3 protein-coding genes and 1 pseudogene are annotated in these 25,699 nt (G+C 75.6%); all 4 read right to left on the bottom strand.

Annotated elements, in window-relative coordinates; translation table 11 throughout:
• Positions 1 to 60 precede the first annotated feature (60 nt).
• Positions 61 to 6,519 (bottom strand): annotated as a pseudogene (locus tag ACFC1T_RS32520) (type I polyketide synthase); the annotation flags it as partial.
• A 98-nt stretch (positions 6,520 to 6,617) separates the two neighbouring features.
• Complete coding sequence (locus tag ACFC1T_RS32525) at positions 6,618 to 11,834, bottom strand: type I polyketide synthase (RefSeq protein ID WP_375894660.1); 5,217 nt, start codon at positions 11,832 to 11,834, stop codon at positions 6,618 to 6,620.
• 77 nt (positions 11,835 to 11,911) lie between these two features.
• Positions 11,912 to 22,132: a type I polyketide synthase gene (locus tag ACFC1T_RS32530; protein WP_375894663.1), complete on the bottom strand. Its 10,221-nt coding sequence runs from the start codon at positions 22,130 to 22,132 to the stop codon at positions 11,912 to 11,914.
• A gap of 45 nt (positions 22,133 to 22,177) precedes the next feature.
• On the bottom strand, positions 22,178 to 25,699 hold a 3,522-nt coding region (locus ACFC1T_RS32535; RefSeq protein WP_375894665.1), incomplete at its 5' end, for an SDR family NAD(P)-dependent oxidoreductase.

The raw sequence follows: 25,699 nt of genomic DNA on the forward strand, positions 1-25,699 counted from the left end.
GTTCTCCTGGGATCCAGCCTGTGATGCAGCCATCGTTGGTTCTCCGCAGTCCGAGCGCGATCAGAGGTCAGTGGTGCCGAAAGCCAGGCCGATCAGGTCGTCGGCGTCCATGGCGTCGATCTCGTCGAGGTCCCCGTCCGGTTCGGCCGGCGGCTCCTCCGGTCCGGCGCCGGCCAGTGCCAGCAGGGCGTCGAGCAGGCCGGCGGCGCGCAGCCGGGCGGGCGGGACGGTCGCCAGGAGCCGGCTGATCTCGCCGTCGGAGGCCGGCCGACCGGCGGCGGGCTCGGCCGGGGCCAGCTCGGTCCGGAGGAAGGCGGCCAGGGCGTCCGGCGTCGGATGGTCGAAGACCAGGGTGGCGGGCAGCCGGAGTCCGGTGGCGAGGTTGAGCCGGTTGCGCAGCTCGACGGCGGTGAGCGAGTCGAAGCCGAGCTGCTTGAACGCCCGGTCCGGCTGGACGGCCCCGCCCGTGGCGTGGCCGAGTACCACCGCCGCGTTGGTGAGCACCAGTTCCAGCAGCGCGCGGGTGCGTTCAGCCTCGGGCAGGGCGGCCAGCCGCAGGGCCGGGGCCGGCCCGTCGTCCGTTCCGGTGGCCGCCGCCGTGCGCCTGGTGCCGGCGCCGACCAGCCGGCGCAGCAACGGCGGCACCGAGCCGGACTGGAAGGCGGTACGGGCGGTCGCGACGTCGAGCTTCATCGCCACCAGCTGGTCCCGGTCGGAGGGCAGTGCCGCGCTGAACATCGACACGCCGTCGCCGTCGGACAGCGGGCTCACCCCCGAGCGCCGCAGCCTGGCCAGGTCGGTGCTGCCGAGGTGGCCGGTCATGCCGCTGGCCCGCTCCCACAGGCCCCAGGCGATCGACAGGCCCGGCAGCCCCTCGGCGCGGCGGCGCCGGGCGAGCGCGTCGAGGAAGGCGTTGGCGGCGGCGTAGTTGCCCTGGCCGGGGCCGCCCAGGACGGCCGCCGAGGAGGAGAACAGGACGAAGGCGCCGAGGTCCGCGTCGCGGGTCAGCTCGTGCAGGTGCCAGGCGGCGTCCGCCTTGGGGCGCATCACGGCCGAGACCTGGGCCGGCGTCAGCGAGGCGACCACCGCGTCGTCCAGCACGCCGGCGGCGTGGACGACGGCGGTGAGCGGGTGGTCGGCGGGGACGGCGGCGAGGGCCCGGGCGAGGTCTTCGCGGTCGGCGGTGTCGCAGGCGGTGACGGTCACCCGGGCGCCCAGGTCGGTGAGTTCGGCGGTGAGTTCGGCGGCGCCCGGGGCCTCGGGGCCGCGGCGGCCGAGCAGCAGCAGGTGCCGCACGCCGTGCTCGGTGACCAGCTGCCGGGCCACCAGTGCGCCGAGCGCGCCGGTGCCGCCGGTGATCAGCACGGTGCCGTCCGGGTCCGGGACCGCCGGCATGGTGAGCACCACCTTGCCGACGTGCCGGGCCTGGCCCATGAAACGGAACGCGTCCAGCGCCCGCCGCACGTCCCAGGTGCGGGCGGGGATCGGACGGAGCACCCCGCGTTCGAACAGCGGCATGAGCTCGGCCATCATCCGGCCGATCCGGTCGTAGCCGGCCTCGATCAGGTCGAACCAGAGGTAGGAGGTGCCGGGGTGGGCGGCGGTGACCTCGGCCGCGTCGCGGATGTCGGTCTTGCCCATCTCCACGAACCGCCCGCCGTCGGCGAGCAGCCGCAAGGAGGCGTCGACGAACTCGTGGGCGAGGGAGTTGAGCACCACGTCCACGCCCCGGTCCCCGGCGGCGGCGCGGACCCGCTGCTCGAAGTCGAGACTGCGCGAGGGGGCGATCCGCTCGGGCGGGATGCCGAGCGCGCGCAGGGTGCCCCACTTGGCCGGGCTGGCCGTGGCGAACACCTCGGCGCCCAGGTGGCGGGCCAGTTGGATCGCCGCCAGGCCGACGCCGCCGGTCGCCGAGTGGATCAGCACCGACTCGCCGGCGCCCAGCCCGGCGAGGTCGACCAGGCCGTAGTAGGCGGTCAGGAAGGCGATCGGCACCGAGGCCCCCTCGGTGAACGTCCAGCGTGCGGGGAGCGGGACGAGCAGCCGCTGGTCGACCACGGCGACCGGCCCGAACGAGCCGGGCACCATCCCCATCACGCGGTCGCCCGGGGCGAACGCGGTGACGCCGGGGCCGGTCTCCAGCACGACGCCGGCGGCTTCCCCGCCCATGACGTCCTGGTCGACCATGCCCAGGCCGAGCAGCACGTCGCGGAAGTTCATGCCGGCAGCCCGTACGGCCAGCCGGACCTGGCCGGGGCCGAGCGGTGCGGAGGCCGCCGGGTGGGGGAGGAGGGCGAGGTTCTCCAGCGTGCCCTTCGCGGTGGTGTCCAGGCGCCAGCCGGGCGTGTCCGCCGGGGGCTCCAGCAGCCGGCCGGTGCTCGCCCGGACGAGCCGCGGGGCGAGCAGGACGCCCTGGCGGAGCGCGAGTTGGGGCTCGGCGGTGGCGAGCGCGGCGGCCAGGGTGAGCGGCAGCCCGTCAGGGTGCCCGTCCAGGTCGAGGAGGACGAAGCGGCCCGGATGCTCGGTCTGGGCGGAGCGCACCAGGCCCCACACCGCGGCGTGGGCGAGGTCCGGCACGCTTTCGCCGTCGGTGGCCGCCACCGCGCCCCTGGTCAGCACGACGAGCCGGGAGGCGGCGAACTGCTCGTTCGTCAGCCAGTCCTGAATGACCGTCAGGATTCGGCCGACGGCCTCGCGCGCGGCGGCGGGGGCGTCGTCCGGCGACTCAGGGCCCGCGCAGGTGACCAGGACGGCGTCCGGGACCGTCGCACCGGCCGCCACGGTCCCGGCGAGGGCGGTGAGGTCGGGATGCGTGCCGAGCCGCAGGTCGTCGGGCAGCCCGAGGCGGTCGGTGCCGAGCAGGACCCAGCGTCCGGCCGGTGCCCCGGGCGGGGGCGGCACTTCGGTCCAGTCCACACCCAGCAGCGGGTCCGCGCCGTCGTCGGCCGCGGATCGCAGCTGCTCGCGGTCCACCGGGCGGCTCGCCAGCGACGCCGCCCGGGCGACCGGCGCGCCGCTTCCGTCGGCCACCGCGAGGGTGACCGCGTCGCCCCCGGCCGGTGACAGCCGTACCCGGAGGGCGGTCGCGCCGGTGGCGTACAGGGAGACGCCGCTCCAGGAGAACGGCAGTCGCACCTCGCCCGGGGCCGCGGCTGCGACCGCGTGCAGGGCCGCGTCCAGCAGGGCGGGGTGCAGGCCGAACTCGGCGGCCGCGTCGTGCTGTTCGCGCGGCAGCCGCACCTCGGCGAACAGCTCCTCGCCCTGGCGCCAGAGCGCGTGCAGGCCCTGGAACGCCGGACCGTAGCCGAGGCCGTCGGCGGCCAGGCGCGGGTAGAGGTCCGTGAGGTCCACCGGCAGCGCGCCGGCCGGTGGCCAGGCGGTGAGATCCCAGGCCGGCTGCTCGGCGTCGGTGGCCAGGACGCCGGTCGCGTGCCGGGTCCAGGGGGCGTCGGGGCGGTCCGGGCGGGAGTGGACGGAGACGGGGCGCCGTCCGTCCTCGGCTGCGGGGCCGACCCGGAGCTGGAGCTGGACCGATCCGTCCTCCGGGAGCAACAGGGGTGCCTGGAGGGTGAGTTCGTCGAGGACGTCGCAGCCGGTGCGGTCGCCCGCGTGGAGGGCGAGTTCGACGAGGGCGGTGCCGGGGAGGAGCGCGGTGCCGAAGACGGCGTGGTCGGCGAGCCAGGGGTGGGTGGTGGCGGAGAGCAGGCCGGTGAGGACGTGCTCGTCGTCGTCGGCGAGGGGGAGCAGGGCACTGAGGAGGGGGTGGTCGGCGGCGGTGAGGCCGGCGGCGCGGACGTCTCCGGCGGCTGCGGGGGCGTCGAGCCAGAAGCGTTCGCGCTGGAAGGGGTAGGTGGGGAGGTCGAGGTGGTGGGGGCCGTCGGTGGGGAGGAGGGCCGTCCAGTCGACGGGGAGGCCGTGGGTGTGGATCTCGGCGGCCGAGGTGAGCAGTCGGCGGAGGCCGCCTTCGTTGCGGCGGAGGGTGCCGGTGGTGACGGCGGGCTGGTCGGCGGCTTCGGCGGTGTCCTGGACGGTGGTGGTGAGGACGGGGTGGGGGCTGGCCTCGATGAAGGTGTGGTGGCCGTCGGTGAGGGCGGAGCGCAGCGCGTCGGTGAGGAGGACGGGTTGGCGGAGGTTGGTGTACCAGTAGTCCGCGTTGAGTTGGGTGGTGTCGATTCGTTCGCCGGTGACGGTGGAGTAGAAGGGGATGGTGGCTTCCGTCGGGGTGATGCCGGCGAGTTGTTCGGCGAGGTGTTGGCGGATGGTTTCGACGTGGTGGGTGTGGGAGGCGTAGTCGACGTCGATGCGGCGGGCGCGGATGCCGGTTTCGTCGCAGTGGGTGAGGAGTTGGTCGAGGGCGTCGTGGTCGCCGGCGATGACGGTGGTGGTGGGGCCGTTGTGGGCGGCGATGCTGAGTCGTCCGTCCCAGGCGGTCAGCAGTTCGACGGTGTCGTGGTGGTTGAGGGGGAGGGAGGCCATGCCGCCGTGTCCGCTGATGGTGAGGATGGCGCGGCTGCGCAGGGCGGCGATGCGGGCGCCGTCTTCGAGGGTGAGGGCGCCGGCGATGGTGGCGGCGGCTATCTCGCCTTGGGAGTGGCCGATGACGGCGGCGGGGTGGATGCCGAGGGACTGCCAGAGTTCGGCGAGGGCGACCATGACGGCGAAGAGGGTGGGTTGGACGATGTCGACGCGTGCGAGGTCGAGGGTGCCGCGTAGGGCGTCCGTCAGCGACCAGTCGATGTGCGGCGCGAGGGCGTCCTGGCAACGGGCGATGGAGGCGGCGAACACGGGTGAGGTGTCGAGGAGTTCGGCGCCCATGCCGATCCACTGCGAGCCCTGTCCGGGGAACACGAACACCGGACGGTCGAAGCTGCCGCCGCCCACCACGACCCCCGGCGCGGCGGTGCCGTCGGCGACGGCGGTGAGGCCGCTCAGCAGCTCCGCGCGGTCCTCGCCGATCACCACCGCCCGCTGCTCGAACGCCGACCGGCCCGACACCAGGGCCGCGGCCACTGCGGCCGGCTCCCACTCCGGGTGAGCCTCGACCGCCGCCCGCAGCCGCTCGGCCTGGGCGCGCAGGGCCCGCTCGTCCCGGGCGGACAGCACCCACGGCAGCGCGGCGCCGCCGACCGCGGCCGGAGCAACCGCCGGCTGCTCGCTCGGCTGCTCGGCCGGTTCTTCCGCCGGTGCCTCCTCCAGGATCACGTGTGCGTTCGTCCCGCTGACCCCGAACGAGGACACGGCCGACCGCCGGGGCCGCCCCGTCCGCGGCCATTCCCGTGCCTCGGTGAGCAGTTCGACGGCGCCGGAGGACCAGTCGACGTGCGGGGTGGGCTCGTCGACGTGCAGCGTGCGCGGCAGCACGCCGTGCCGCATCGCCAGCACCATCTTGATCACGCCGCCGACCCCGGCCGCGGCCTGGGTGTGGCCGATGTTGGACTTCAACGAGCCCAGCAGCAGCGGCCGTTCGGCCGGCCGGTCCTTGCCGTAGGTGGCGAGCAGGGCCTGCGCCTCGATCGGGTCGCCCAACCGGGTGCCCGTGCCGTGCGCCTCCACCGCGTCGATCAGGTCCGGTGACAGGTCGGCCTCGGCGAGGGCGGCCCGGATCACCCGCTGCTGCGAGGGGCCGTTGGGCGCGGAGAGGCTGCTGCTGGCACCGTCCTGGTTCACCGAGGAGCCGCGCAGTACGGCGAGCACCGGGTGCCCGTTGCGGCGGGCGTCGGAGAGCCGCTCGACCAGCAGCATGCCGGCGCCCTCGCCCCAGGCGGTGCCGTCGGCGGCGGCCGCGAAGGACTTGCAGCGCCCGTCCCGGGCGAGGCCGCCCTGCCGGCTGAACTCGACGAAGGTGTCGGGCGTGGCCATCACCGTGACGCCGCCGGCCAGCGCCATCGTGCAGTCGCCGCGTCGGACGGCCTGGGCGGCGAGGTGGAGGGCCACCAGGGAGGAGGAGCAGGCCGTGTCCACGGTCACCGCCGGCCCCTCCAGCCCGAGCGCGTAGGCGATCCGTCCGGACGCGACGCTGCCCGCGGTGCCGCTGCCCAGGAAGCCCGCGACCGACTCGTCCACCGAGGTCAGCCGGGTGCCGTAGTCGTGGTACATCAGGCCGGTGAACACCCCGACCCGGGTGCCGCGCACCGTCGCGGGGGGAATGTCCGCGCGCTCGAACGCCTCCCACGCGGTCTCCAGCAGCAGCCGCTGCTGGGGGTCCATCGCCAGCGCCTCGCGCGGGCTGATGTCGAAGAACCCGGGGTCGAACCGGTCGGCGTCGTCGAGGAAGCCGCCCTCGCAGACGTAGGAGGTGCCGGGGCGCAGGCCGTCGGGGTCGTAGAAGTCCTCGGTGCGCCAGCCGCGTTCGGCGGGTGGCGCACCGACGGCGTCCCGTCCGGCGGCCGCCAGCTCCCACAGCTCCTCCGGGGTCCGGACCCCGCCCGGGTAGCGGCAGCTCATTCCGACGATCGCGATCGGCTCGCGGTCGGCGGCCTCCAGCTCGGCCACCCGGCGGCGTGTCTCGCCGAGTTCGGCGGCAGCCCACCGGAGGTGCTCGCGAAGCTTGTCTTCATGTGCCACTTGAGCCTGCTCCTAAAGCCGGTGCGGGGGTCGATCCGTGCGGGGTTCGGCCCTCAGCGGGCGCGCAACTGGTCGAGTACGTCGAAGAGTTCGTCGTCGGTCGCCGAGGCGAGGTCGGTTCGGTCGGCGCCGTCCCGGCCGTCGTCGTCCCAGCGGGAGAGGAGGTCCCTCAGCCGGTGGGTGATCGCCGCCCGGGCTTGGTCGTCGTCGGTGAAGGGCGCCAGGAACGCCTCCAGCCGGTCGAGTTCCGCGAGCGCGGGGCCCACCTCCGTCATCTCCTCGGCGCCGAACCGGGCGCTGAGGTGATCGGCCAGAGCCGTCGCGGTGGGGTGGTCGAAGACCAGGGTGCTGGGCAGTTGGAGGCCGGTGGCCTCCTGGAGCCGGTCCTGGAGTTCGAGGTTGGCGAGCGAGTCGAAGCCCAGGTCGACGAAGCCCTGACCGGGGTCGATGTCCTCGGGGCCGGACTCGGCCAGCACGACCGCCGCGTGGGTGCGGACGAGGTCGAGCAGGGCCCTCCGGCGTTCGGACTCCGGCATCGCCCGCAGGCGCTGCGCGAAGCCGGCCGCCGGGTCCGCCGCCGGAACCGCTGACGCCGGAACCGCTGCCGCAGCCGCGGCGGGAGTCGGCTCCGCGACCGGTTCCCGCAGCAGCGACGGGACCTGTCCCCGTTCGGCCCGGCCCCGCACCGCCGCGGGGTCCAGCCGGACCGGGACCAGCACCGGCTCAGTGATCATCATACGGGCGGTGTCGAAGAGATCAAGTGCCTGTTCCGCGGAGAGGGCGCCGAACCCGCTCCGCTCCAACTTGGCTGTCTGCTGGGTGTTCAGACGCTCGGTCAGGGCGCTGCGCTCGGCCCACATTCCCCACGCGAGGGACAGGCCCGGCAGGCCCTCGGCCTGGCGCTGCCGGGCGAGCGCGTCCAGGAAGGCGTTCGCCGCGGCGTAGTTGGCCTGGCCGGCGGTACCGAGGACGCCGGAGGCGGAGGAGAACAGGACGAAAGCGTCCAGTCCCAGCGAGCGGGTCAGTTCGTGCAGGTGCCAGGCCGCGTCCACCTTCGGCCGCAGGACGGCATCGAGCCGCTCGGGGGTGAGCGCGGTCAGCAGGCCGTCGTCGGTCACGCCGGCCGCGTGCACCACGGCCGTCAACGGGTGCTCCCCGGGGATCGAACCCAGCAGGCCGGCCAGGGCCGCACGGTCGGAGACGTCGCAGGCGGCCACCGTGACGTCGGCCCCCAGCGCGGTCAGCTCCGCGACCAGTTCGGCCGCGCCCGGCGCCCGCTCCCCCCGCCGCCCGGCCAGCAGGAGGTGCCGGGCACCGCGGACGACCAGGTGCCGGGCGAGCAGCGAGCCGAGCGTGCCCGTGCCGCCGGTGACCAGGACGGTGCCGTTCGGGTCGAAGGAGGGGGCGGGGGAGGGGCTGTCGCCGCCGGGCCGTTCCGCCTCCACCAGCCGTGGTGCCAGGAGGTCGGACCGGCGCAGCGCCAGTTGCGGTTCGTCCCGGGCCAGGACCAGCGCCCGGGTCAGGTCGGCCTCGGCGGGATCGGCGGGATCCGCCGCGTCGAGGTCCAGGAGGCCGAAACGCCGGGGGTGCTCGGACAGGGCCGACCGCAGCAGTCCCCAGACCGCCGCCGAGGCCAGGTCGGGTGACGCGGTGTCGGCCCCCGCGGCCTGCGCGCCCCGGGTGGCCACGACCAGTCGCGCGGCGGCGAACCGCGGCTCGGCGAGCCAGGCGCGCACCAGCGACAGCGCGTCGGCGGTGGCGGAGTGGACGGCGGCCGGCAGCTCGCCGCCGGCCGGCAGGAGGGGTGCGAGCACCACGTCCGGTACCGGTGTCCCGGCCGCGGCCAGGGCCGTGAGGTCCGGGTAGCGGAGCGCGGAGGCCGTCGGCAGCCCGGCGCCCACCACCGCCGTCCGCACGGCGGACGGCTGCGGGGGTGCCGGCACCGGCGCCCATCGGACCCGCCACAGCAGGGGGGAGCCGGTGGCGTCACCGTGCAGTGTCCGGGACCGCAGGCTCGCGACCGACGCCACCGGGACACCCGCCGGGTCGGCCGCCTCGACGGTCATCGCGTCGGGTCCGGCGGGCGCGAGCCGCACCCGCAGCGCGGTCGGGCCCGCCCCCCGGATCGAGACGCCGTGCCAGGCGAACGGGACCGGGACCGGCCCCGCGGTCGGCGCGGCGGCGGCACCGGCCTGCAGCGCGGCGTCCAGCAGGGCCGGGTGGAGGCCGTACCGCGCGGCGTCGGCCCGGTCCGCCTCGGCCAGGGCCACCTCGGCGAACACCTCCTCGCCGCGGCGCCAGAGCGCGCGCAGCCCGCGGAAGGCGGGACCGTAGTCGATGCCGAGGCCGGCGAAGCGGCGGTAGCACCCGTCGAGCTCGACCGGCTCGGCGCCGGCCGGCGGCCAGGAGACCAGGTCCGACGACGGGGCCGGCTCCTCGGCGGACACCGTGGCGGTGGCGTGCCGGCTCCAGGGGGCGTCCTCGGGCCCGGCCGGGCGGGAGGACAGCTCCACCGGGCGGCGGCCGGCTCCGTCCGGGACGCCGACGGCCAGCCTGATCCGGACGCCGCCCTCCGGGGCGGTCTCCCGGCCGGGGAGCTCCAGCGGGGCGTGCAGGGTCAGCTCCTCGATGTGCGCGCAGCCCGTCCGGGCGCCCGCCCAGCGGACCAGCTCGACCACCGCGGTGCCGGGGAGCAGCACCCGCCCGTGCACGGTGTGGTCGGCGAGCCAGGGCAGCTCGCCGGGTGACAGCCGTCCGGTGAACAGCAGCCCTCCGTCGGCGGGGAGTTCCACCGCGGCCCGGAGCAGCGGGTGGTCCGCCGGGGCGAGCCCGGCCGCGGCCACGTCGGGGTCGGCCGGTCCGTCCTCCAGCCAGTAGCGGCGGCGCTGGAACGGGTAGGTCGGCAGGTCGACCGGGCGCAGCCCGGCGGCGGGGAACGCCGCCGACCAGTCGGCCGGCCCGCCGTGGACGTACAGCTCGGCCAGGGCCGCGAGGAGCCGGTCCTGGGCGGCGAGGGCCTCGTCGGGGTCGCCGAAGGGGCCCTCGGGGCCGCCGACCACCCGGACCCTCCCGTCCGCGGCGCCCGCGATCCGGGCGGCCTGCTCGGGTCCGAGGGCGACGAACCGGGTGTGGCCGCGCTCCAGCAGGTCGCGCACCGCGTCGTCCGGATCGCCCGGCAGCAGCGGAACCCGGGCACCGGACGGGTCGACCGGCCCGCCGGACACCGCCGCGCGCGCCCCCTCCGCCAGGGAGAGGGCCTGCGCGACGCAGGCTCCCGCAGCCGCACCGGCGCCGTCGCCCGGTGCGACCACGGCGGCCGGGTCCACCCCGTGCCCCCGCCACCACCCGGCGAGGGCGACCAGCACGGCCCATCCCACCGCGCGGTCGACCTCCGGGCGGGCCGGGTCGGGCGCGCCCTCGGCCCCGCGCAGCACCTGCGTGGCGGACCAGCCGGCGACCTCCACGAGCGCCGCGTCGCAGGCGGCCAGCCGCTCCGCGAACAGCGGCGAGGCGTCCAGCAGGCGCAGCACGCCGTCGGTGCGCTCCGCCGGCCGCTCCGGCAGCACGAACACCACCCGGGCGTCCCCCCGGGCGACGCCCCGGACCAGGCCGGGCCCCGGTTCGCCGGCCGCCAGCGCGGCCAGGCCTGCCCGGAACCCGGCCGGGTCCGTCCCCAGGAGGACGGCCCGGTGGTCGAAGGTCGCACGGGTGCGCGCCAGCGCCGCCCCCACCTCGGCGGCGGACCGGCCGGGGTGCCCGTCCAGGTGCTCCGACAGCCGTGCGGCCTGCGCGCGCAGCGCGGCCTCGGTCCGGCCGGAGAGCACCCACGGCAGCGTCGCCCCGCGGGCCGGGCCGGGGTCGGCCGGCCCCGGCTGTCCGGTCTGCTCCGGCTCGGCCTCCTCCAGGACGAGGTGCGCATTGGTGCCGCTCACCCCGAAGGACGACACTCCGGCCCGGCGCGGCCGCCCGCTCACCGGCCACGGCCGGGCGGCGGTCAGCGGGGACACCGCGCCGGCCTCCCAGTCGACGTGCGGATTCGCCCCGTCGAGGTGCAGGGTGCGCGGCAGCACGCCGTTGCGCATCGCCATCACCGTCTTGATGACGCCGGCCACCCCCGCCGCCGCCTGGGCGTGCCCGATGTTGGACTTCACCGAGCCGAGCCACAGCGGCTCCGCCCCGGCCCGCTCCTGGCCGTAGGTGGCCAGCAGCGCCTGGGCCTCGATCGGGTCGCCGAGCGTGGTCCCGGTGCCGTGCGCCTCCACCGCGTCCACGTCCCGCGCCGACAGCCCGGCGTTCTCCAGCGCCTGCCGGATCACCCGCTGCTGGGCGGGCCCGCTCGGGGCCGTCAGACCGCTGCTCGCGCCGTCCTGGTTGACCGCGCTGCCCCGGATCACGGCGAGGATGTGCCGGCCGTTCCGCCGGGCGTCGGAGAGGCGTTCCAGCAGCAGCATCCCGACCCCCTCGCCCAGGCCGGTCCCGTCGGCCCGGGCCGAGAACGCCTTGCAGCGCGCGTCGGGCGCCAGGCCCCGCTGCCGGCTGAACTCGACCAGCGCCATCGGCGAGGCCATCACGGTCACACCGCCGGCGAGGGCGAGCGAGCACTCGCCGCTCCGCAGCGCCTGCGCCGCCTGGTGCAGCGCCACCAGGGACGACGAGCACGCGGTGTCGAGGGTGACGGCCGGACCCTCCAGGCCGAAGGTGTACGCGACCCGGCCGGAGGCGACGCTGCCGGTACTGCCGTTGCCGACGTAGCCCTCGAACTCACCCGGCACCCGGCGCAGCCGCGAGGCGTAGTCCTGGTAGATCACCCCGGCGAAGACGCCGGTCCGGCTGCCGCGCAGGGTCTCCGGGGCGATCCCCGCCCGCTCGAAGGCCTCCCAGGAGGTCTCCAGCAGCAGCCGCTGCTGCGGGTCGGTGGCCAGCGCCTCGCGGGAGCTCATGCCGAAGAACGCCGGGTCGAACTCGGCCGCGTCGTGCAGGAAGCCGCCCTCGCGGACGTACACCGTGCCGTGTCGGGCCGGGTCGGGGTCGTGCAGGCCGCCGTCCCAGCCGCGGTCCGTCGGGAAGGGCGAGATCGCGTCCCGCTCCTCGGCCACCACGCGCCACAGGTCCTCCGGGGAGGCGACCCCGCCGGGGTAGCGGCACGCCATGCCGACGATCGCGATCGGCTCACGGGCCCCCTCCTCGACCTCCTGGAGCCGCCGGCGGGTCCGGCGCAGGTCGACGGTCAGCCGCTTGAGCGCGTCGACGACCTTCTCGCTACTCGTCATTCCGCTGTGCGCCTCTCTGTTCAACGACGGGTCCGAGTTCAAGGACGGGTCCGACGGTGGGCCCGGGGTGGGCATGGTCACGGGTTCCGCAGTTCGCTGTCGACGATGTCGAGGATCTCGTCGAGCGTGATGTCCGCGAACTCCTCCTCATCGGAGGGGAGTTCGGGCGCCGCCTCGGCCTGCGGCGCGTGCAGCTGCGCCGCCAGCCCGCGCAGCCGCTCGGCGAGCCGCTCACGCGCGGCCCGGTCCGCGGGGGCCAGGTCGCGCAGACCCGCCTCCAGGGCGTCGAGGTCGAGCGGGGCCGGTGCGGCGGCCCTCCGGTCGCGCTGCCGGAGCAGCTCGCCGAGGTGCTCGGCGACGGCGGCCGGCGTCGGGTGGTCGAAGACCAGCGTCGCGGGCAGGCGCAGGCCGGTGGCCGTGGCCAGGCGGTTGCGCAGCTCCACTCCGCGCAGCGAGTCGAACCCGGACTCCAGGAAGCCGCGCCCGGTGCCGACCGCCTCCGGCGAGGCGTGGCCGAGCACCGCGGCCACCTGGACCCGTACCAACTCGACGAGGGTGTGCGACCGTTCGGCGGCGGACAGGCCGTCGAGCGACAGCCCGGCGCCGGTTGCGGCCGGCGCCTCGGAGCGGGCCGCGCGCCGCGGTGCCGTGCCGAGCAGGGCCCGCAGCAGCGGCAGGTCCCGCGTCGAGCCGCCCTCGCGGAGCGCGCGCAGGTCCAGTCGGACCGGGAGCACCAACGGCCGGTCCTGGGCGAGCGCGGTGTCGAACAGCGCCAGGCCCGCCGCCGTGGACATCGGCAGCACGCCCGAGCGCCGCATCCGCGACCGGTCCGCCTCGCTCAGACCGCGGGTCATGGCGCTGGCCGCCGACCACAGCCCCCACGCCATCGACACCCCGGGCAGGCCCAGCGCGCGGCGGTGGGCGGCCAGGCCGTCCAGGTAGGCGTTGGCGGCGGCGTAGTTGGCCTGCCCGGCATTGCCGAGCAGCCCGCCCGCGGCCGAGAACAGCACGAACATCGCCGGCTTGGCGTTCAGGGTCAGCTCGTGCAGGTTCCAGGCGGCGTCCGCCTTCGGGCGCAGCACGGCCCTGGCCCGCTCCGGGGTGAGCGAGGCGAGGGTGCCGTCGTCCAGCACCCCGGCCGCGTGCACCACCCCGGTCAGCGGGTGGCGCGCCGGGACGGCCGCGAGCACCGAGGCCAGCGACTCCCGGTCGGCCGCGTCGCACGGGGCGAAGGTCACCTCGGCGCCCGACCCGGCCAGGGACAGGGCCAGTTCGGCGGCGCCGGGCGCCTGCCGGCCCTGCCGGCTGACCAGCAGCAGGTGCCGGACGCCGTACGTGTCGACCAGGTGCCGGGCGACGAGGGCGCCCAGCGTGCCGGTACCCCCGGTGATCAGCACGGTGCCCTCCGGGTCCAGGGCGGTGGCGGCGACATCGTCGGCCGGGTGCAGCCGTGCCAGCCGGGGCACCAGCACCCGCCCGGCCCGGACCGCGTACTGCGGCTCGGCACCGTCCAGTACGGCCGGCAGCACGGCCGGCAGCACGGCCGGCAGTACGGCGGACAGCGCGGCCGACGGCGCGGTCCGGTCGTCGGCCGCGGGGCCGTCGAGGTCCACCAGGACGAACCTGCCCGGGTGCTCGGCCTGCGCCGACCGCACCGCACCCCAGACGGCGGCCGCCGCCAGGTCGGGGGACACGGCCCGGAGCGAGGTGTCGACGGCGCCGGCGGTCACCACCACCAGGCGGGCGGCGCCGAACCGGTCGTCGGCCACCCAGGACTGGAGCAGGGACAGCGCCCGTTCCACCGCCCGCCCGGCCGCGTCCGCGGACAGGGTGTCCCCGCCGGGCTCCGACGTCCAGGGGAGCACGACAGCCTCGGGCACGGGTGCGCCGGCGCCGATCGCGTCGGCGAGGGCCGCGAGATCCGGATAGCCGTCTCCGCCGAACGCGTCGGAACCGAGTACCGCGTGGCGGACCGTGCCCGCGTTCGTACGGCTGGGCAGCTCGTGCCACGCCAGCTGGAACAGCGAGTCGGCGCCGGAGCGACGGGAGGCGGAGCCGAGCTGCGCCCGGGAGACCGGCCGGACGGCGAGCGAGTCGATCGTGGCGACCGGCAGACCGGTCTCGTCGGCCACCGCCAGCGACAGCTCGTCCGGACCGGTCGGAGTCAGCCGCACCCGGAGCGCGGTCGCGCCGGCGGCGTGCAGGGTGACACCGGTCCACGAGAACGGCAGCCTCACCTGCTCCGCGCCGTCGATCAGCGTGGTGTGCAGGGCCGCGTCCAGCAGGGCGGGGTGCAGGCCGAACTCGGCGGCCGCGTCGTGCTGTTCGCGCGGCAGCCGCACCTCGGCGTACACCTCCTCGCCGAGCCGCCAGGCGGCGCGCAGCCCTCGGAACGCGGGACCGTACCCGAGGCCGTCGACGGCGAGCCGCTCGTAGAGGCCGTCGAGTTCGACCGGCTCGGCCCCGGCCGGCGGCCAGACGCGGCCGGACGCCCAGCCGGCGGTCGGCTCGGACGGCTCGGTCGGCGAGGCGGTGCCGGTCGCGTGGCAGGTCCAGGCGCCGCCGGCCTCCGAACCGTCGACCGCGGAGTGGACGGTGAGAGCGCGACGCCCGGTGGCGTCCGCCGCGCCGACGCGGACCTGGACGCGGACGCCGTCCTGGCCGGGCAGGACGAGCGGCGCCTGGAGAGTGAGCTCCTCGATGTGGTGGCAGCCGAGTCGGCGGCCGGCGTGGAGGGCGAGTTCGACGAGGGCCGTGCCGGGGGCGAGAACGGTCCCCCAGACGGCGTGGTCGGCGAGCCAGGGGTGGGTGGCGGCGGAGAGCAGGCCGGTGAGGAGCATGCCCTCGTCGTCCGGCAGCGGGACGGCGGCGGCGAGCAGCGGGTGCTCAGCGGAGTCGAGTCCGGCGGTGCGGGGGTTCGTCGCCGTGGGCGCGGTCAGCCAGAAGCGTTCGCGTTGGAAGGGGTAGGTGGGGAGGTCGGGGTGGGTGCCGGGGGTGAGGAAGGGGGTCCAGTCGACGGGGTGGCCATGGGCGTGGATCGCGGCGGCTGAGGTGAGCAGTCGATGGAGGCCGCCCTCGTTCCGGCGGAGGGTGCCGGTGATGAGGGTGGGGGTTGTGGTGTCGAGGGTCTCCTCGATGGCCGGGGTGAGGACGGGGTGGGGGCTGATTTCGAGGTAGGTGGTGTGGCCGTCGGCGAGGGCGGAGCGCAGCGCGTCGGTGAGGAGGACGGGCTGGCGGAGGTTGGTGTACCAGTAGTCCGCGTTGAGTTGGGTGGTGTCGATCCGCTCGCCGGTGACGGTGGAGTAGAACGGGATGGTGGCTTCCGTCGGGGTGATGCCGGCGAGTTCGGTGGCGAGGTGTTGGCGGATGGTTTCGACGTGGTGGGTGTGGGAGGCGTAGTCGACGTCGATGCGGCGGGCGCGGATGCCGGTTTCGTCGCAGTGGGTGAGGAGTTGGTCGAGGGCGTCGTGGTCGCCGGCGATGACGGTGGTGGTGGGGCCGTTGTGGGCGGCGATGCTGAGTCGTCCGTCCCAGGCCTTCAACAGCTCGACGGTGTCGTGGTGGTTGAGGGGGATGGAGGCCATGCCGCCGTGGCCGCTGATGGTGAGGATGGCGCGGCTGCGCAGGGCGGCGATGCGGGCGCCGTCTTCGAGGGTGAGGGCTCCGGCGATGGTGGCGGCGGCGATCTCGCCCTGGGAGTGGCCGATCACGGCGGCGGGGTGGATGCCGAGGGACTGCCAGAGTTCGGCGAGGGCGACCATGACGGCGAACAGCGTGGGCTGGACGACGTCGACCCGCCCGAGGTCGAGGGTGCCGCGCAGGGCGTCCGTCAACGACCAGTCGATGTGCGGCGCGAGCGCCTCCTGGCAGCGGGCGATCGAGGCGGCGAACACGGGTGAGGTGTCGAGGAGTTCGGCGCCCATGCCGATCCACTGCGAGCCCTGCCCGGGGAACACGAACACCGGGCGCTCGAAGCTGCCGCTGCCGGTGGGAGCGGTGCCGTCGGCGATGGCGGCGAGAGCGCTGAGCAGTTCGGCGTGGTTCTCGCCGATGGCGACGGCCCGGTGGTCCAGGTGGGCCCGTCCGGTGAGGAGGGTGTGGCCGACGGCCCGAAGGTCGGTGTCGGGGCGCTCCTGGAGGAACGCGGCCAACTGTCCAGCCTGGGCGCGCAGCGCCTGCTCGTCGCGGGCGGAGAGGATCCACGGCACCACGGGGAACGGCGAGTCGGTGGCGGTGTCCTCCGCCGAGGCGGCGGGCGAAGCAGCCGGCGCCTCTTCGAGGATGACGTGCGCGTTCGTCCCGCTGATCCCGAAGGCGGAGACGCCCGCCCGTCGCGGACGCCCGTCCTCCTGCGGCCATTCCCGTGCCTCGGTGAGCAGTTCGACGGCACCGGCGGACCAGTCGACGTGGGAGGTGGGCTCGCTGACGTGGAGGGTGCGCGGAAGCACCTCGTTGTGCAGGGCGAGCACCATCTTGATCACACCGGCGATCCCGGCCGCGGCCTGGGTGTGGCCGATGTTGGACTTCAACGAGCCCAGCAGCAGCGGCCGTTCGGCGGGCCGGTCCTTGCCGTAGGTGGCGAGCAGGGCCTGCGCCTCGATCGGGTCACCCAGCCGGGTGCCGGTACCGTGCGCCTCGACCGCGTCGACGTCGGCGGTGGTGAGCCGGGCGTCCGCGAGGGCGGCCCGGATCACCCGCTGCTGCGACGGGCCGTTGGGGGCGGCCAGCCCGTTGGAGGCGCCGTCCTGGTTGACGGCCGAGCCGCGGATCACGGCGAGGATCGGGTGCCCGTTGCGGCGGGCGTCGGCGAGCCGTTCGACCAGCACCACGCCGACCCCCTCGGAGAGGCCGAACCCGTCGGCATCGTCGGAGAACGCCTTGCAGCGGCCGGTCTCGGACAGCGCGCCCATGCGGCTGAACCCGATGAACGAGTCCGGGGTCGGCATCACCACCGCACCGCCCGCGATGGCCATCGAGCACTCGCCGGCCCGCAGGGCCCGGGCGGCCAGGTGCAGGGCGACCAGGGAGGACGAGCACGCGGTGTCGACGGTGATGGCCGGCCCCTCCAGGCCGAACGCGTAGGCCAGTCGGCCCGAGATGACGCTGGTGACGCTGCCGGTGATGACGTAGTCCTCGATGGCGGCCGACGCGTTGGCCGAACGGACGCCGTACCCGTGCTGCATGGCGCCGACGAAGGCGCCGGTCCGGCTGCCGCGCAGGGCGGTCAGGTCGATGCCGGCCCGCTCGAAGGCCTCCCAGGAGGTCTCCAGCAGCAGCCGCTGCTGCGGGTCCATCGCCAGCGCCTCGCGCGGGCTGATCCCGAAGAACGCGGCGTCGAAGCCGTCCACGTCCCGGACGAAGCCGCCCTGCTGGCCGGGTACCGCGTCCGGGTCCCAGCCGCGGTCGGTGGGCAGGTCGGAGACGACGTCGCCGTCCGTGGCGAGCAGCTGCCACAGCTGCTCGGGCGTCGTCACGCCACCGGGGAAGCGGCACGCCGTGCCGACGATCGCGATCGCCTCGTCGTCATCCGCGCCGTCGCCCGCCGGGGTGGCGGGCCCGGCCGGGGCGGGCAGCTCCGGTGCCCCCAACTCCAGCACGTCGCGCCGCAGTTGGACGGCGAGCGCGGTCGGTGTCGGGTAGTCGAAGACCAGCGTCGCCGGGAGGCGCAGGCCGGTGGCGGAGGCCAGCCGGTTGCGCAGTTCGACCGCGGTCAGCGACTCGAACCCAAGGTCCTTGAAGGCCCGGTCGGGCCGGATGCCGTCCGCGGTGCTGTGCCCCAGCACCGCGACGGCGTGCGCGGTGACGAGGTCGGTGAGCGCGCGGACCTGGTCCGGCTCGGACAGGTCCGCGAGGGACCGCCGGAACTCGGAGCCGGAGCCGGCCGCGTCGGCCGCCGCAGCGGTCGCCGTCCCGGCGGACGACGCCAGCACGGCACGCGCCTCGGGGAGTCCGGTGAGCAGGGGGCTCGGGCGCACCGCGGTGAACAGCGGGACGAAGCGCTGCCAGTCGACCTCGGCCACCGCGACGAAGGTGTCGTCGTGGTCCAGCGCCTGCTGCAGGGCGGCGATCGCCAGCTCGGGGGCCATCAGCGGCAGACCCTGTCCGCGCACGCGTCGACGGGTGCGTTCGACGTCCGGGTCGCCGAGGTTCTTCCAGGTGTTGACGGCGTCCTCCCAGACGCCCCAGGCGACCGACAGCATCGGCAGGCCCTGCGCGCGGCCCTGTTCGGCGAGGGCGTCGAGCGCCGCGTTGGCGGCCGCGTAGGCGGCGTGGTCGCCGCTGCCCCAGAAGGCGGCGATCGAGGAGAACAGCACGAAGGCGTCGAGCTGGTCCGGGTCGAGCAGGTCGGCCAGGTGCCGGGCGCCGTCCACCTTGGCGGCCAGCACCTGGTCGAGGCTCTCCAGGGTGGTGTCGGCGACGGAGGTCAGTTCGATGAACGCGGCCGTGTGCAGGACGGCCCGCACCGTGTGGCCGTCCGCCCGCAGCCGGTCGAGCAGCCCGGCGACCGCGTCGCGGTCCGCCACGTCGCACGCGGCCAGGGTGACGGCCACGCCCCGACCCTCCAACTCGGCGGCCAGGTCGGCGGCGCCCGGGGCGTCCGGGCCCGAGCGGCTGGCCAGGACGAGGTGCTCGGCGCCGTGGTCGGCCAGCCAGCGCGCGAGCCGGGGACCGAGGCTCCCGGTGCCGCCGGTGACCAGCACCGTGCCCCCGGGACGCCAGCCCCGGACGGGCTTGGCGGCGCCGAGCTGCGCACGGACCATCCGCCGCGCGAACAGGCCGGCCGGACGGACCGCCACCTGGTCCTCCTCGGAGGATCCCGAGAGCGCCCGGGCCAGCCGGCCGAGCGCCCGCTCGTCGGGCTCCTCGGGCAGGTCGACCAGTCCGCCCCAGAGCTGCGACTGCTCCAGGGCGACGACCCGGCCGAGGCCCCACAACTGGGCCTGCACCGGATCCGCCGGACCGTCGGACGGTCCGGCGCACACGGCGCCGCGCGTGGCGCACCACAGCGGCGCCCGGAGGCCGAGGTCGGCCAGGGCCTGGACCAGCGCCAGCGTCAGCGCGAGGCCGCTCGTCACGGTGTGCTTCCCGGGGTGGCGGCGGGCGTCCAGTCCCAGGAAGGACAGCAGGCCGGCCGGGCCGGACCCGCCGTCGTCGAGCACCTCGCCCAGCCGCGCGGCCAGCACGTCGCGGTCCGCGTCGGCCGCGCCCGCCTCCAGGACCACGGGCCGGGCGCCGCGCAGGCCGAGGAGGCGTACGGCTCCGGTGACCCAGGCGTCGTCCGCGCAGCCCGCGGGAACGACCACCAGCCAGGTGCCGGAGAGGGCGGACGCGGCGCCCTCGGGCACGGGCTTCCAGGCGATCCCGTACCGCCAGTCGTCCACCGCCGACCGGTCGCGGCTCTGCCGGTGCCACGAGGAGAGCGCGGGCAGCAGGGCGCTCAGCGACTGCCGTCGCTCGTCGTCGTCGACCTGCAGCGTCGCGGCCACGGCGGCGACGTCCTGCTCCTCGACGGCCTCCCAGAAACCCGCGTCCTGGGTGCTGTACCCCGCCGGGGAGGCGGAGGTGACGGCGGTGTCCTCGATCCACAGGTGCTGGTGCTGGAAGGGGTAGGTGGGGAGGTCGGGGTGGGTGCCGGGGGTGAGGTAGGGGGTCCAGTCGATGGGGTGGCCGTGGGTGTGGAGGTGGGCGGCCGAGGTGAGGAGTCGGGTCCAGGTTCCTTCGTTGCGGCGGAGGGTGCCGGTGGTGACGGCGGGCTGGTCGGCGGCTTCGGCGGTGTCCTGGACGGTGGTGGTGAGGACGGGGTGGGGGCTGGCCTCGATGAAGGTGGTGTGGCCGTCGGTGAGGGCGGAGCGCAGCGCGTCGGTGAGGAGGACGGGCTGGCGGAGGTTGGTGTACCAGTAGTCGGCGTTGAGGTGGGTGGTGTCGATCCGCTTGCCGGTGACGGTGGAGTAGAAGGGGATGTCGGCGGGCTTGGGGGTGATGCCGCTGAGCTGTTCGGCGAGGTGGTCGCGGAGTTGTTCGACGTGGTGGGTGTGGGAGGCGTAGTCGACGTCGATGCGGCGGGCGCGGATGCCGGTTTCGTCGCAGTGGGTGAGGAGTTGGTCGAGGGCGTCGTGGTCGCCGGCGATGACGGTGGTGGTGGGGCCGTTGTGGGCGGCGACGCTGAGCCGTCCGTCCCAGGCGCTTAGCAGTTCGACGGTGTCGTGGTGGCCGAGGGGGATGGACGCCATGCCGCCGTGGCCGCTGATGGCGAGGATGGCGCGGCTGCGGAGGGCGGCGATGCGGGCGCCGTCTTCGAGGGTGAGGGCGCCGGCGATGGTGGCTGCGGCGATCTCGCCTTGGGAGTGGCCGATCACGGCGGCGGGGTGGATGCCGAGGGACTGCCAGAGCTCGGCGAGGGCGACCATGACGGCGAACAGCGTGGGCTGGACGACGTCGACCCGCCCGAGGTCGAGGGTGCCGCGCAGGGCGTCCGTCAGCGACCAGTCGATGTGCGGCGCGAGGGCGTCCTGGCAGCGGGCGATGGAGGCGGCGAACACGGGTGAGGTGTCGAGGAGTTCGGCGCCCATGCCGATCCACTGGGAGCCCTGTCCGGGGAACACGAACACCGGACGGTCGTAGCTGCCGCTGCCGGTGGGGGCGGTCCCCTCGGCGATGGCGGCGAGAGCGCTGAGCAGTCCCTCACGGTTCTGTCCGATGGCGACGGCTCGGTGGTCCAGGTGGGCCCGTCCGGTGAGGAGGGTGTGGCCGACGGCCCGAAGGTCGGTGTCGGGGCGCTCCTGGAGGAACGCGGCCAACTGTCCAGCCTGGGCGCGCAGCGCCTGCTCGTCGCGGGCGGAGAGCACCCACGGCACCACGGGGAACGGCGAGTCGGTGGCGGAGTCCTCCGGCGAGGCGGCGGGCGAAGCAGCCGGCGCCTCCTCCAGGATCACGTGCGCGTTCGTCCCGCTGATCCCGAACGAGGACACGGCGGCTCGTCGGGTCCGCTCCCCGGCCGGCCATTCCCGTGCCTCGGTGAGCAGTTCGACGGCACCGGAGGACCAGTCCACGTGCGGGGTGGGCTCGTCGACGTGCAGCGTCTGCGGCAGTACGCCGTGCCGCATCGCCATCACCATCTTGATCACGCCGCCGACCCCGGCCGCGGCCTGCGCGTGGCCGATGTTGGACTTCAACGAGCCCAGCAGCAGCGGCCGTTCGGCCGGCCGGTCCTTGCCGTAGGTGGCGAACAGCGCCTGCGCCTCGATCGGGTCGCCCAGCCGGGTGCCGGTGCCGTGCGCCTCGACCGCGTCCACGTCGGCCGCGGCCAGCCGGGCGTTCTTCAACGCGTCCCGGATCGCCCGCTGCTGGGCGGGCCCGTTGGGCGCGGAGAACCCGCTGCTGCTTCCGTCCTGGTTGACGGCGGAGCCGCGCACCACGGCGAGGACCTGGTGCCCGTTGCGCCGGGCGTCGGAGAGCCGCTCCAGCAGCAGGACGCCGACACCCTCCGCCCAGCCGGTGCCGTCGGCGGCGGCCGCGAAGGCCCGGCAGCGCCCGTCGGGGGACAGCGCCCGCTGACGGCTGAACTCGACGAAGCCGCCCGGTCCGGTCATCACGGTGACGCCGCCGACGAGGGCCATCGTGCATTCCCCGTTGCGCAGCGCCTGTCCGGCGAGGTGCAGCGCGACCAGCGACGAGGAGCACGCCGTGTCCACGGTGATCGCGGGCCCCTCCAGGCCCAGGCTGTACGCGACCCGCCCGGACACCACGCTGCCCAGGCTGCCCGTCATCAGGTAGCCCTCGAGGTCGTCGGGGGTGCGGCGCAGCCGCGCGGCGTAGTCCTGGTGCATCACGCCGGCGAACACACCGGTCCGGCTGCCGCGGACGGAGGCCGGGTCGATGCCGGCCCGCTCGAAGGCCTCCCAGGAGGTCTCCAGCAGCAGCCGCTGCTGCGGGTGCATGGCGAGCGCCTCGCGCGGGCTGATCCCGAAGAAGTCCGGGTCGAAGAGCGCGGCCTCGTGGAGGAAGCCGCCGGCCCGGGCGTAGGTCTTTCCGACCGCCTCGGGGTCGGAGTCGTAGAGCGCGTCCAGGTCCCAGCCGCGGTCCTCCGGGAAGGCGGTGACGGCGTCGCCGCCGCTCGCGACCAGCTGCCAGAGCCCCTCGGGCGAGGTGACGCCCCCCGGGTAGCGGCAGGCCATGCCGACGATGGCGATCGGGTCGGAGGCCGCAGCGGTCAGTTTCCGGTTCTGCTGCCGCAGCAGTTCGGCCTCCTTGAGGGAAGCCCGTAGCGCCTTGACGACTTCTTCACTGGATACGGTCATCGCGAACTCCGAAACTCCGTGCCGTAGAGGGGTGGTGCGGCGTGATCAGTTGTCGCCGAGGGCGACCCGGATGAGGCTGTCCAGGTCCATCGTGTCGAGGGCGCTGCCGTGGTCCGGCTCGTCGGCGTCCGCCGGTTCGCCTGCCGGGTCCGCGAGTTGGAGGAGGGTGCGGACCAGCCCGGCTTCCTGGAAGCGGGCCAGCGGGACCGTCGCCAGGGCCCGTCGGAACTCGGCCTCGTCGACCTCCTCGGGTGCCGGTTCCTCCGCTTCCTCCGCGGTCCGGTCGGCCGGGAACACCTCGTTCTCCAGGTGGCGGGCGACCGCGGCCGGGGTCGGGTGGTCGAAGATCAGGGTGACGGGCAGCCGGGTGCCGCTCTCCCGGCCGAGCCGGTTGCGCAGTTCGAGCGCGGTGAGGGAGTCGAGGCCGAGGTCGAGGAAGCCGCGATCGGGTTCGACCCGGTCCGGAGAGGCGTAGCCCAGTACGGCCGCCACCTGGGCCCGGACCACGTCGAGCAGGGCGCGGCCGCGCGCGGGCGCCTCCAGAGCGGCGAACCGCTGCCGGAAGGTCCCGGTCTGCGGGGCGGACGCCTCCCGCGCCCTCGGGGCCCGGACCAGGCCGCGGAGCACCGGTGGCACCTCGGGCTGCGCCCGCAGGGCCGCGGTGTCCAGCCGGGCCGGCACCAGCGCCGCGCGGTCCGTCCGCAGGGCCGCGTCGAAGAGCGCGAGTCCCTCGTCGGAGGGCATGGGGGCGAGACCCGTACGGCTCAGGCGGAGGAGGTCGGCCTCGGCCAGGTGGCCGGTCATCCCGCTGGACTCCGCCCACAGTCCCCAGGCCAGGGAGTGCGCGGGCAGGCCCTCCGCGCGGCGCCGCTGCGCCAGGGCGTCGAGGAAGGCGTTGGCCGCCGAGTAGCTCGACTGGCCGGCCTGGCCCAGGACGCCCGCGGCCGAGGAGAAGAGGACGAACGCGCGGAGGTCGCTGCCGCGGGTCAGTTCGTGGAGGTGCCACGCCGCGTCGACCTTGGGCCGCAGGACGGCCGACACCCGGTCGGGGGTCAGGGCCGTCAGCACACCGTCGTCCAGGACCCCCGCCGTGTGGACCACGGCGGCCAGCGGCTGTTCGGCGGGCACCCGGGCCAGGGCCGCGGCGAGTGCCTCCCGGTCGGCCGTGTCGCACGCCGCGACCGTCACCGTGGCGCCCGCCGCCGTGAGTTCGTCCCGCAGCTCGGCCGCACCGTCGGCGTCGGGCCCCCGCCGGCTCAGGAGCAGCAGGTGGCGCACGCCGTACCGGGTCACCAGGTGGCGGGCGAGCAGGCCGCCGAGCAGGCCGGTGCCCCCGGTCACCAGCACGGTGCCGGCGGGGCCGAACGGGGCCGGGGCCTCCGCTGCGCCGGGTGCCGCGACGGCCAGCCGGGCGGCCGAAACGCGGCCTTCGCGTACCGCCAACTGGGGCTCTGCCAGTCGGGATTCCGCCGAGGAGAGCGCCCGCACCAGGGCCGGGTAGGAGTCGGGGTGGTCGTCGAGGTCGGCCAGCACGAGGCGGCCGGGGTTCTCCGACTGGGCGGAGCGGACCAGGCCCCACAGCGGGGCGTGGACCAGGTCCGTGACGTCGTCGGCCGGATCCACCGCCACGGCGCCACGGGTGAGCAGCACGAGCCGGCCGTCGGTGAAGCGCTCCGAGTCGAGCCAGGCCCGGACGAGGTCCAGGGTGCGCCCGGCCGCCGCGTGGACGTTCTCGACGGACGCTCCCTCCCCGGGCCCGAAGGCCGCCACGACCGTGGTCGGCAGCGGGGCCCGGATCGCGAGCAGATCGGCGGGGCCGGCGTAGCCGGAGTCGCGGGTGTCGTCGGTACCGTCGGCGCCCAGGAGGAACGGCGCCTCGTCGGGTGCGTCGGCACCGGGCGGCAGCGGTACCCAGTCCACCTGGTACAGCGGCTGGTGGCGGCCGTGGGCGGCGGCGCTGAACTGCTCGGGCGTCACCGGCCGCAGCGTCAGCGATCCGACCGAGACGACCGGGCTTCCGGCCTCGTCGGTGGCGGTGAGGGAGACGGTGTCGGGGCCGGTCGGGGTGAGCCGGACGCGCAGCGAGGTGGCCGCCGTGGGGTGGAGGACGACGTCGGACCAGGCGAACGGCAGGCGGACGCCGTCCGATCCCTCCAGCAGGCAGGCGTGCAGGGCCGCGTCCAGGAGGGCCGGGTGCAGGTCGAAGCGGTCGTCGTGGCGCTCGCGCGGGAGCGCGACCTCGGCCAGGATCGCGTTGCCGTGCCGACCGACGGCCCGGAGGCCCTGGAACGCCGGACCGTAGTCGAAACCGACGTCGGCCAGCCGGTCGTAGAGCGCGTCGGCCGGATCGAGCGTCGCTGTCCAGGGCTGCGACCCGTCCGCGGCCCCTGCGTGGCCCGGGCCCTCCACTGCCAGAATCCCGGTCGCGTGCCTGGTCCAGCCGTCCCCGGTGTGCTGGGCGGAGTGGCGGACGGAGTGGATGGTGACGGGGCGTCGGCCGGCGTCGTCGGGCGCGCCGACGCGGACCTGGAACCGGACGGGCTGCTGTTCGGGGAGGACGAGCGGCGCTTCCAGCGTCAGCTCTTCGAGGTGCTCGCAGTCGACCTGACGGCCGGCGTGGAGGGCGAGTTCGACGAGGGCGGTGCCGGGGAGGAGCGCGGTGCCGAAGACGGCGTGGTCGGCGAGCCAGGGGTGGGTGGCGGCGGAGAGCAGGCCGGTGAGGAGCATGCCCTCGTCGTCCGGCAGCGGGACGGCGGCGGCGAGCAGCGGGTGCTCGGCGGTGTCGAGTCCGGCGGTGCGGGGGTTGGCCGCCGTGGGTGCGGTCAGCCAGAAGCGTTCGCCCTGGAAGGGGTAGGTGGGCAGGTCGACCTGGTGGGGACCGTCGGTGGGGAGGAGCGCCGTCCAGTCGACGGGGTGGCTGTGGGTGTGGATCGCGGCGGCCGAGGTGAGCAGTCGGCGGAGGCCGCCCTCGTTCCGGCGGAGGGTGCCGGTCACGAGGGTGGGGGTTGTGGTGTCGAGGGTTTCCTCGATGGCGGGGGTGAGGACGGGGTGGGGGCTGATTTCGAGGTAGCTGGTGTGACCGTGGGTGGCGAGGCCGCGGAGGGTCGGTTCGAGGAGGACGGGCTGGCGGAGGTTGGTGTACCAGTAGTCCGCGTTGAGTTGGGTGGTGTCGATCCGCTCGCCGGTGACGGTGGAGTAGAAGGGGATGTCGGCGGGCTTGGGGGTGATGCCGCTGAGCTGTTCGGCGAGGTGGTCGCGGAGTTGTTCGACGTGGTGGGTGTGGGAGGCGTAGTCGACGTCGATGCGGCGGGCGCGGATGCCGGTTTCGTCGCAGTGGGTGAGGAGTTGGTCGAGGGCGTCGTGGTCGCCGGCGACGACGGTGGTGGTGGGGCCGTTGTGGGCGGCGACGCTCAGCCGTCCGTCCCAGGCCTTCAACAGTTCGACGGTGTCCTGGTGGCCGAGGGGAATGGACGCCATGCCGCCGTGTCCGCTGATGGCGAGGATGGCGCGGCTGCGCAGGGCGGCGATCCGGGCGCCGTCGTCGAGGGTGAGGGCTCCGGCGATGGT

The sequence above is a fragment of the Kitasatospora sp. NPDC056076 genome (assembly GCF_042266305.1).
In the GTDB taxonomy this organism is placed as follows: domain Bacteria; phylum Actinomycetota; class Actinomycetes; order Streptomycetales; family Streptomycetaceae; genus Kitasatospora.

Coding starts and splice junctions, on each gene's coding strand:
- ACFC1T_RS32525 (WP_375894660.1), bottom strand. CDS start 11,834: ATGACGAGTAGCGAGAAGGTCGTCGACGCGCTCAAGCGGCTGACCGTC.
- ACFC1T_RS32530 (WP_375894663.1), bottom strand. CDS start 22,132: ATGACCGTATCCAGTGAAGAAGTCGTCAAGGCGCTACGGGCTTCCCTC.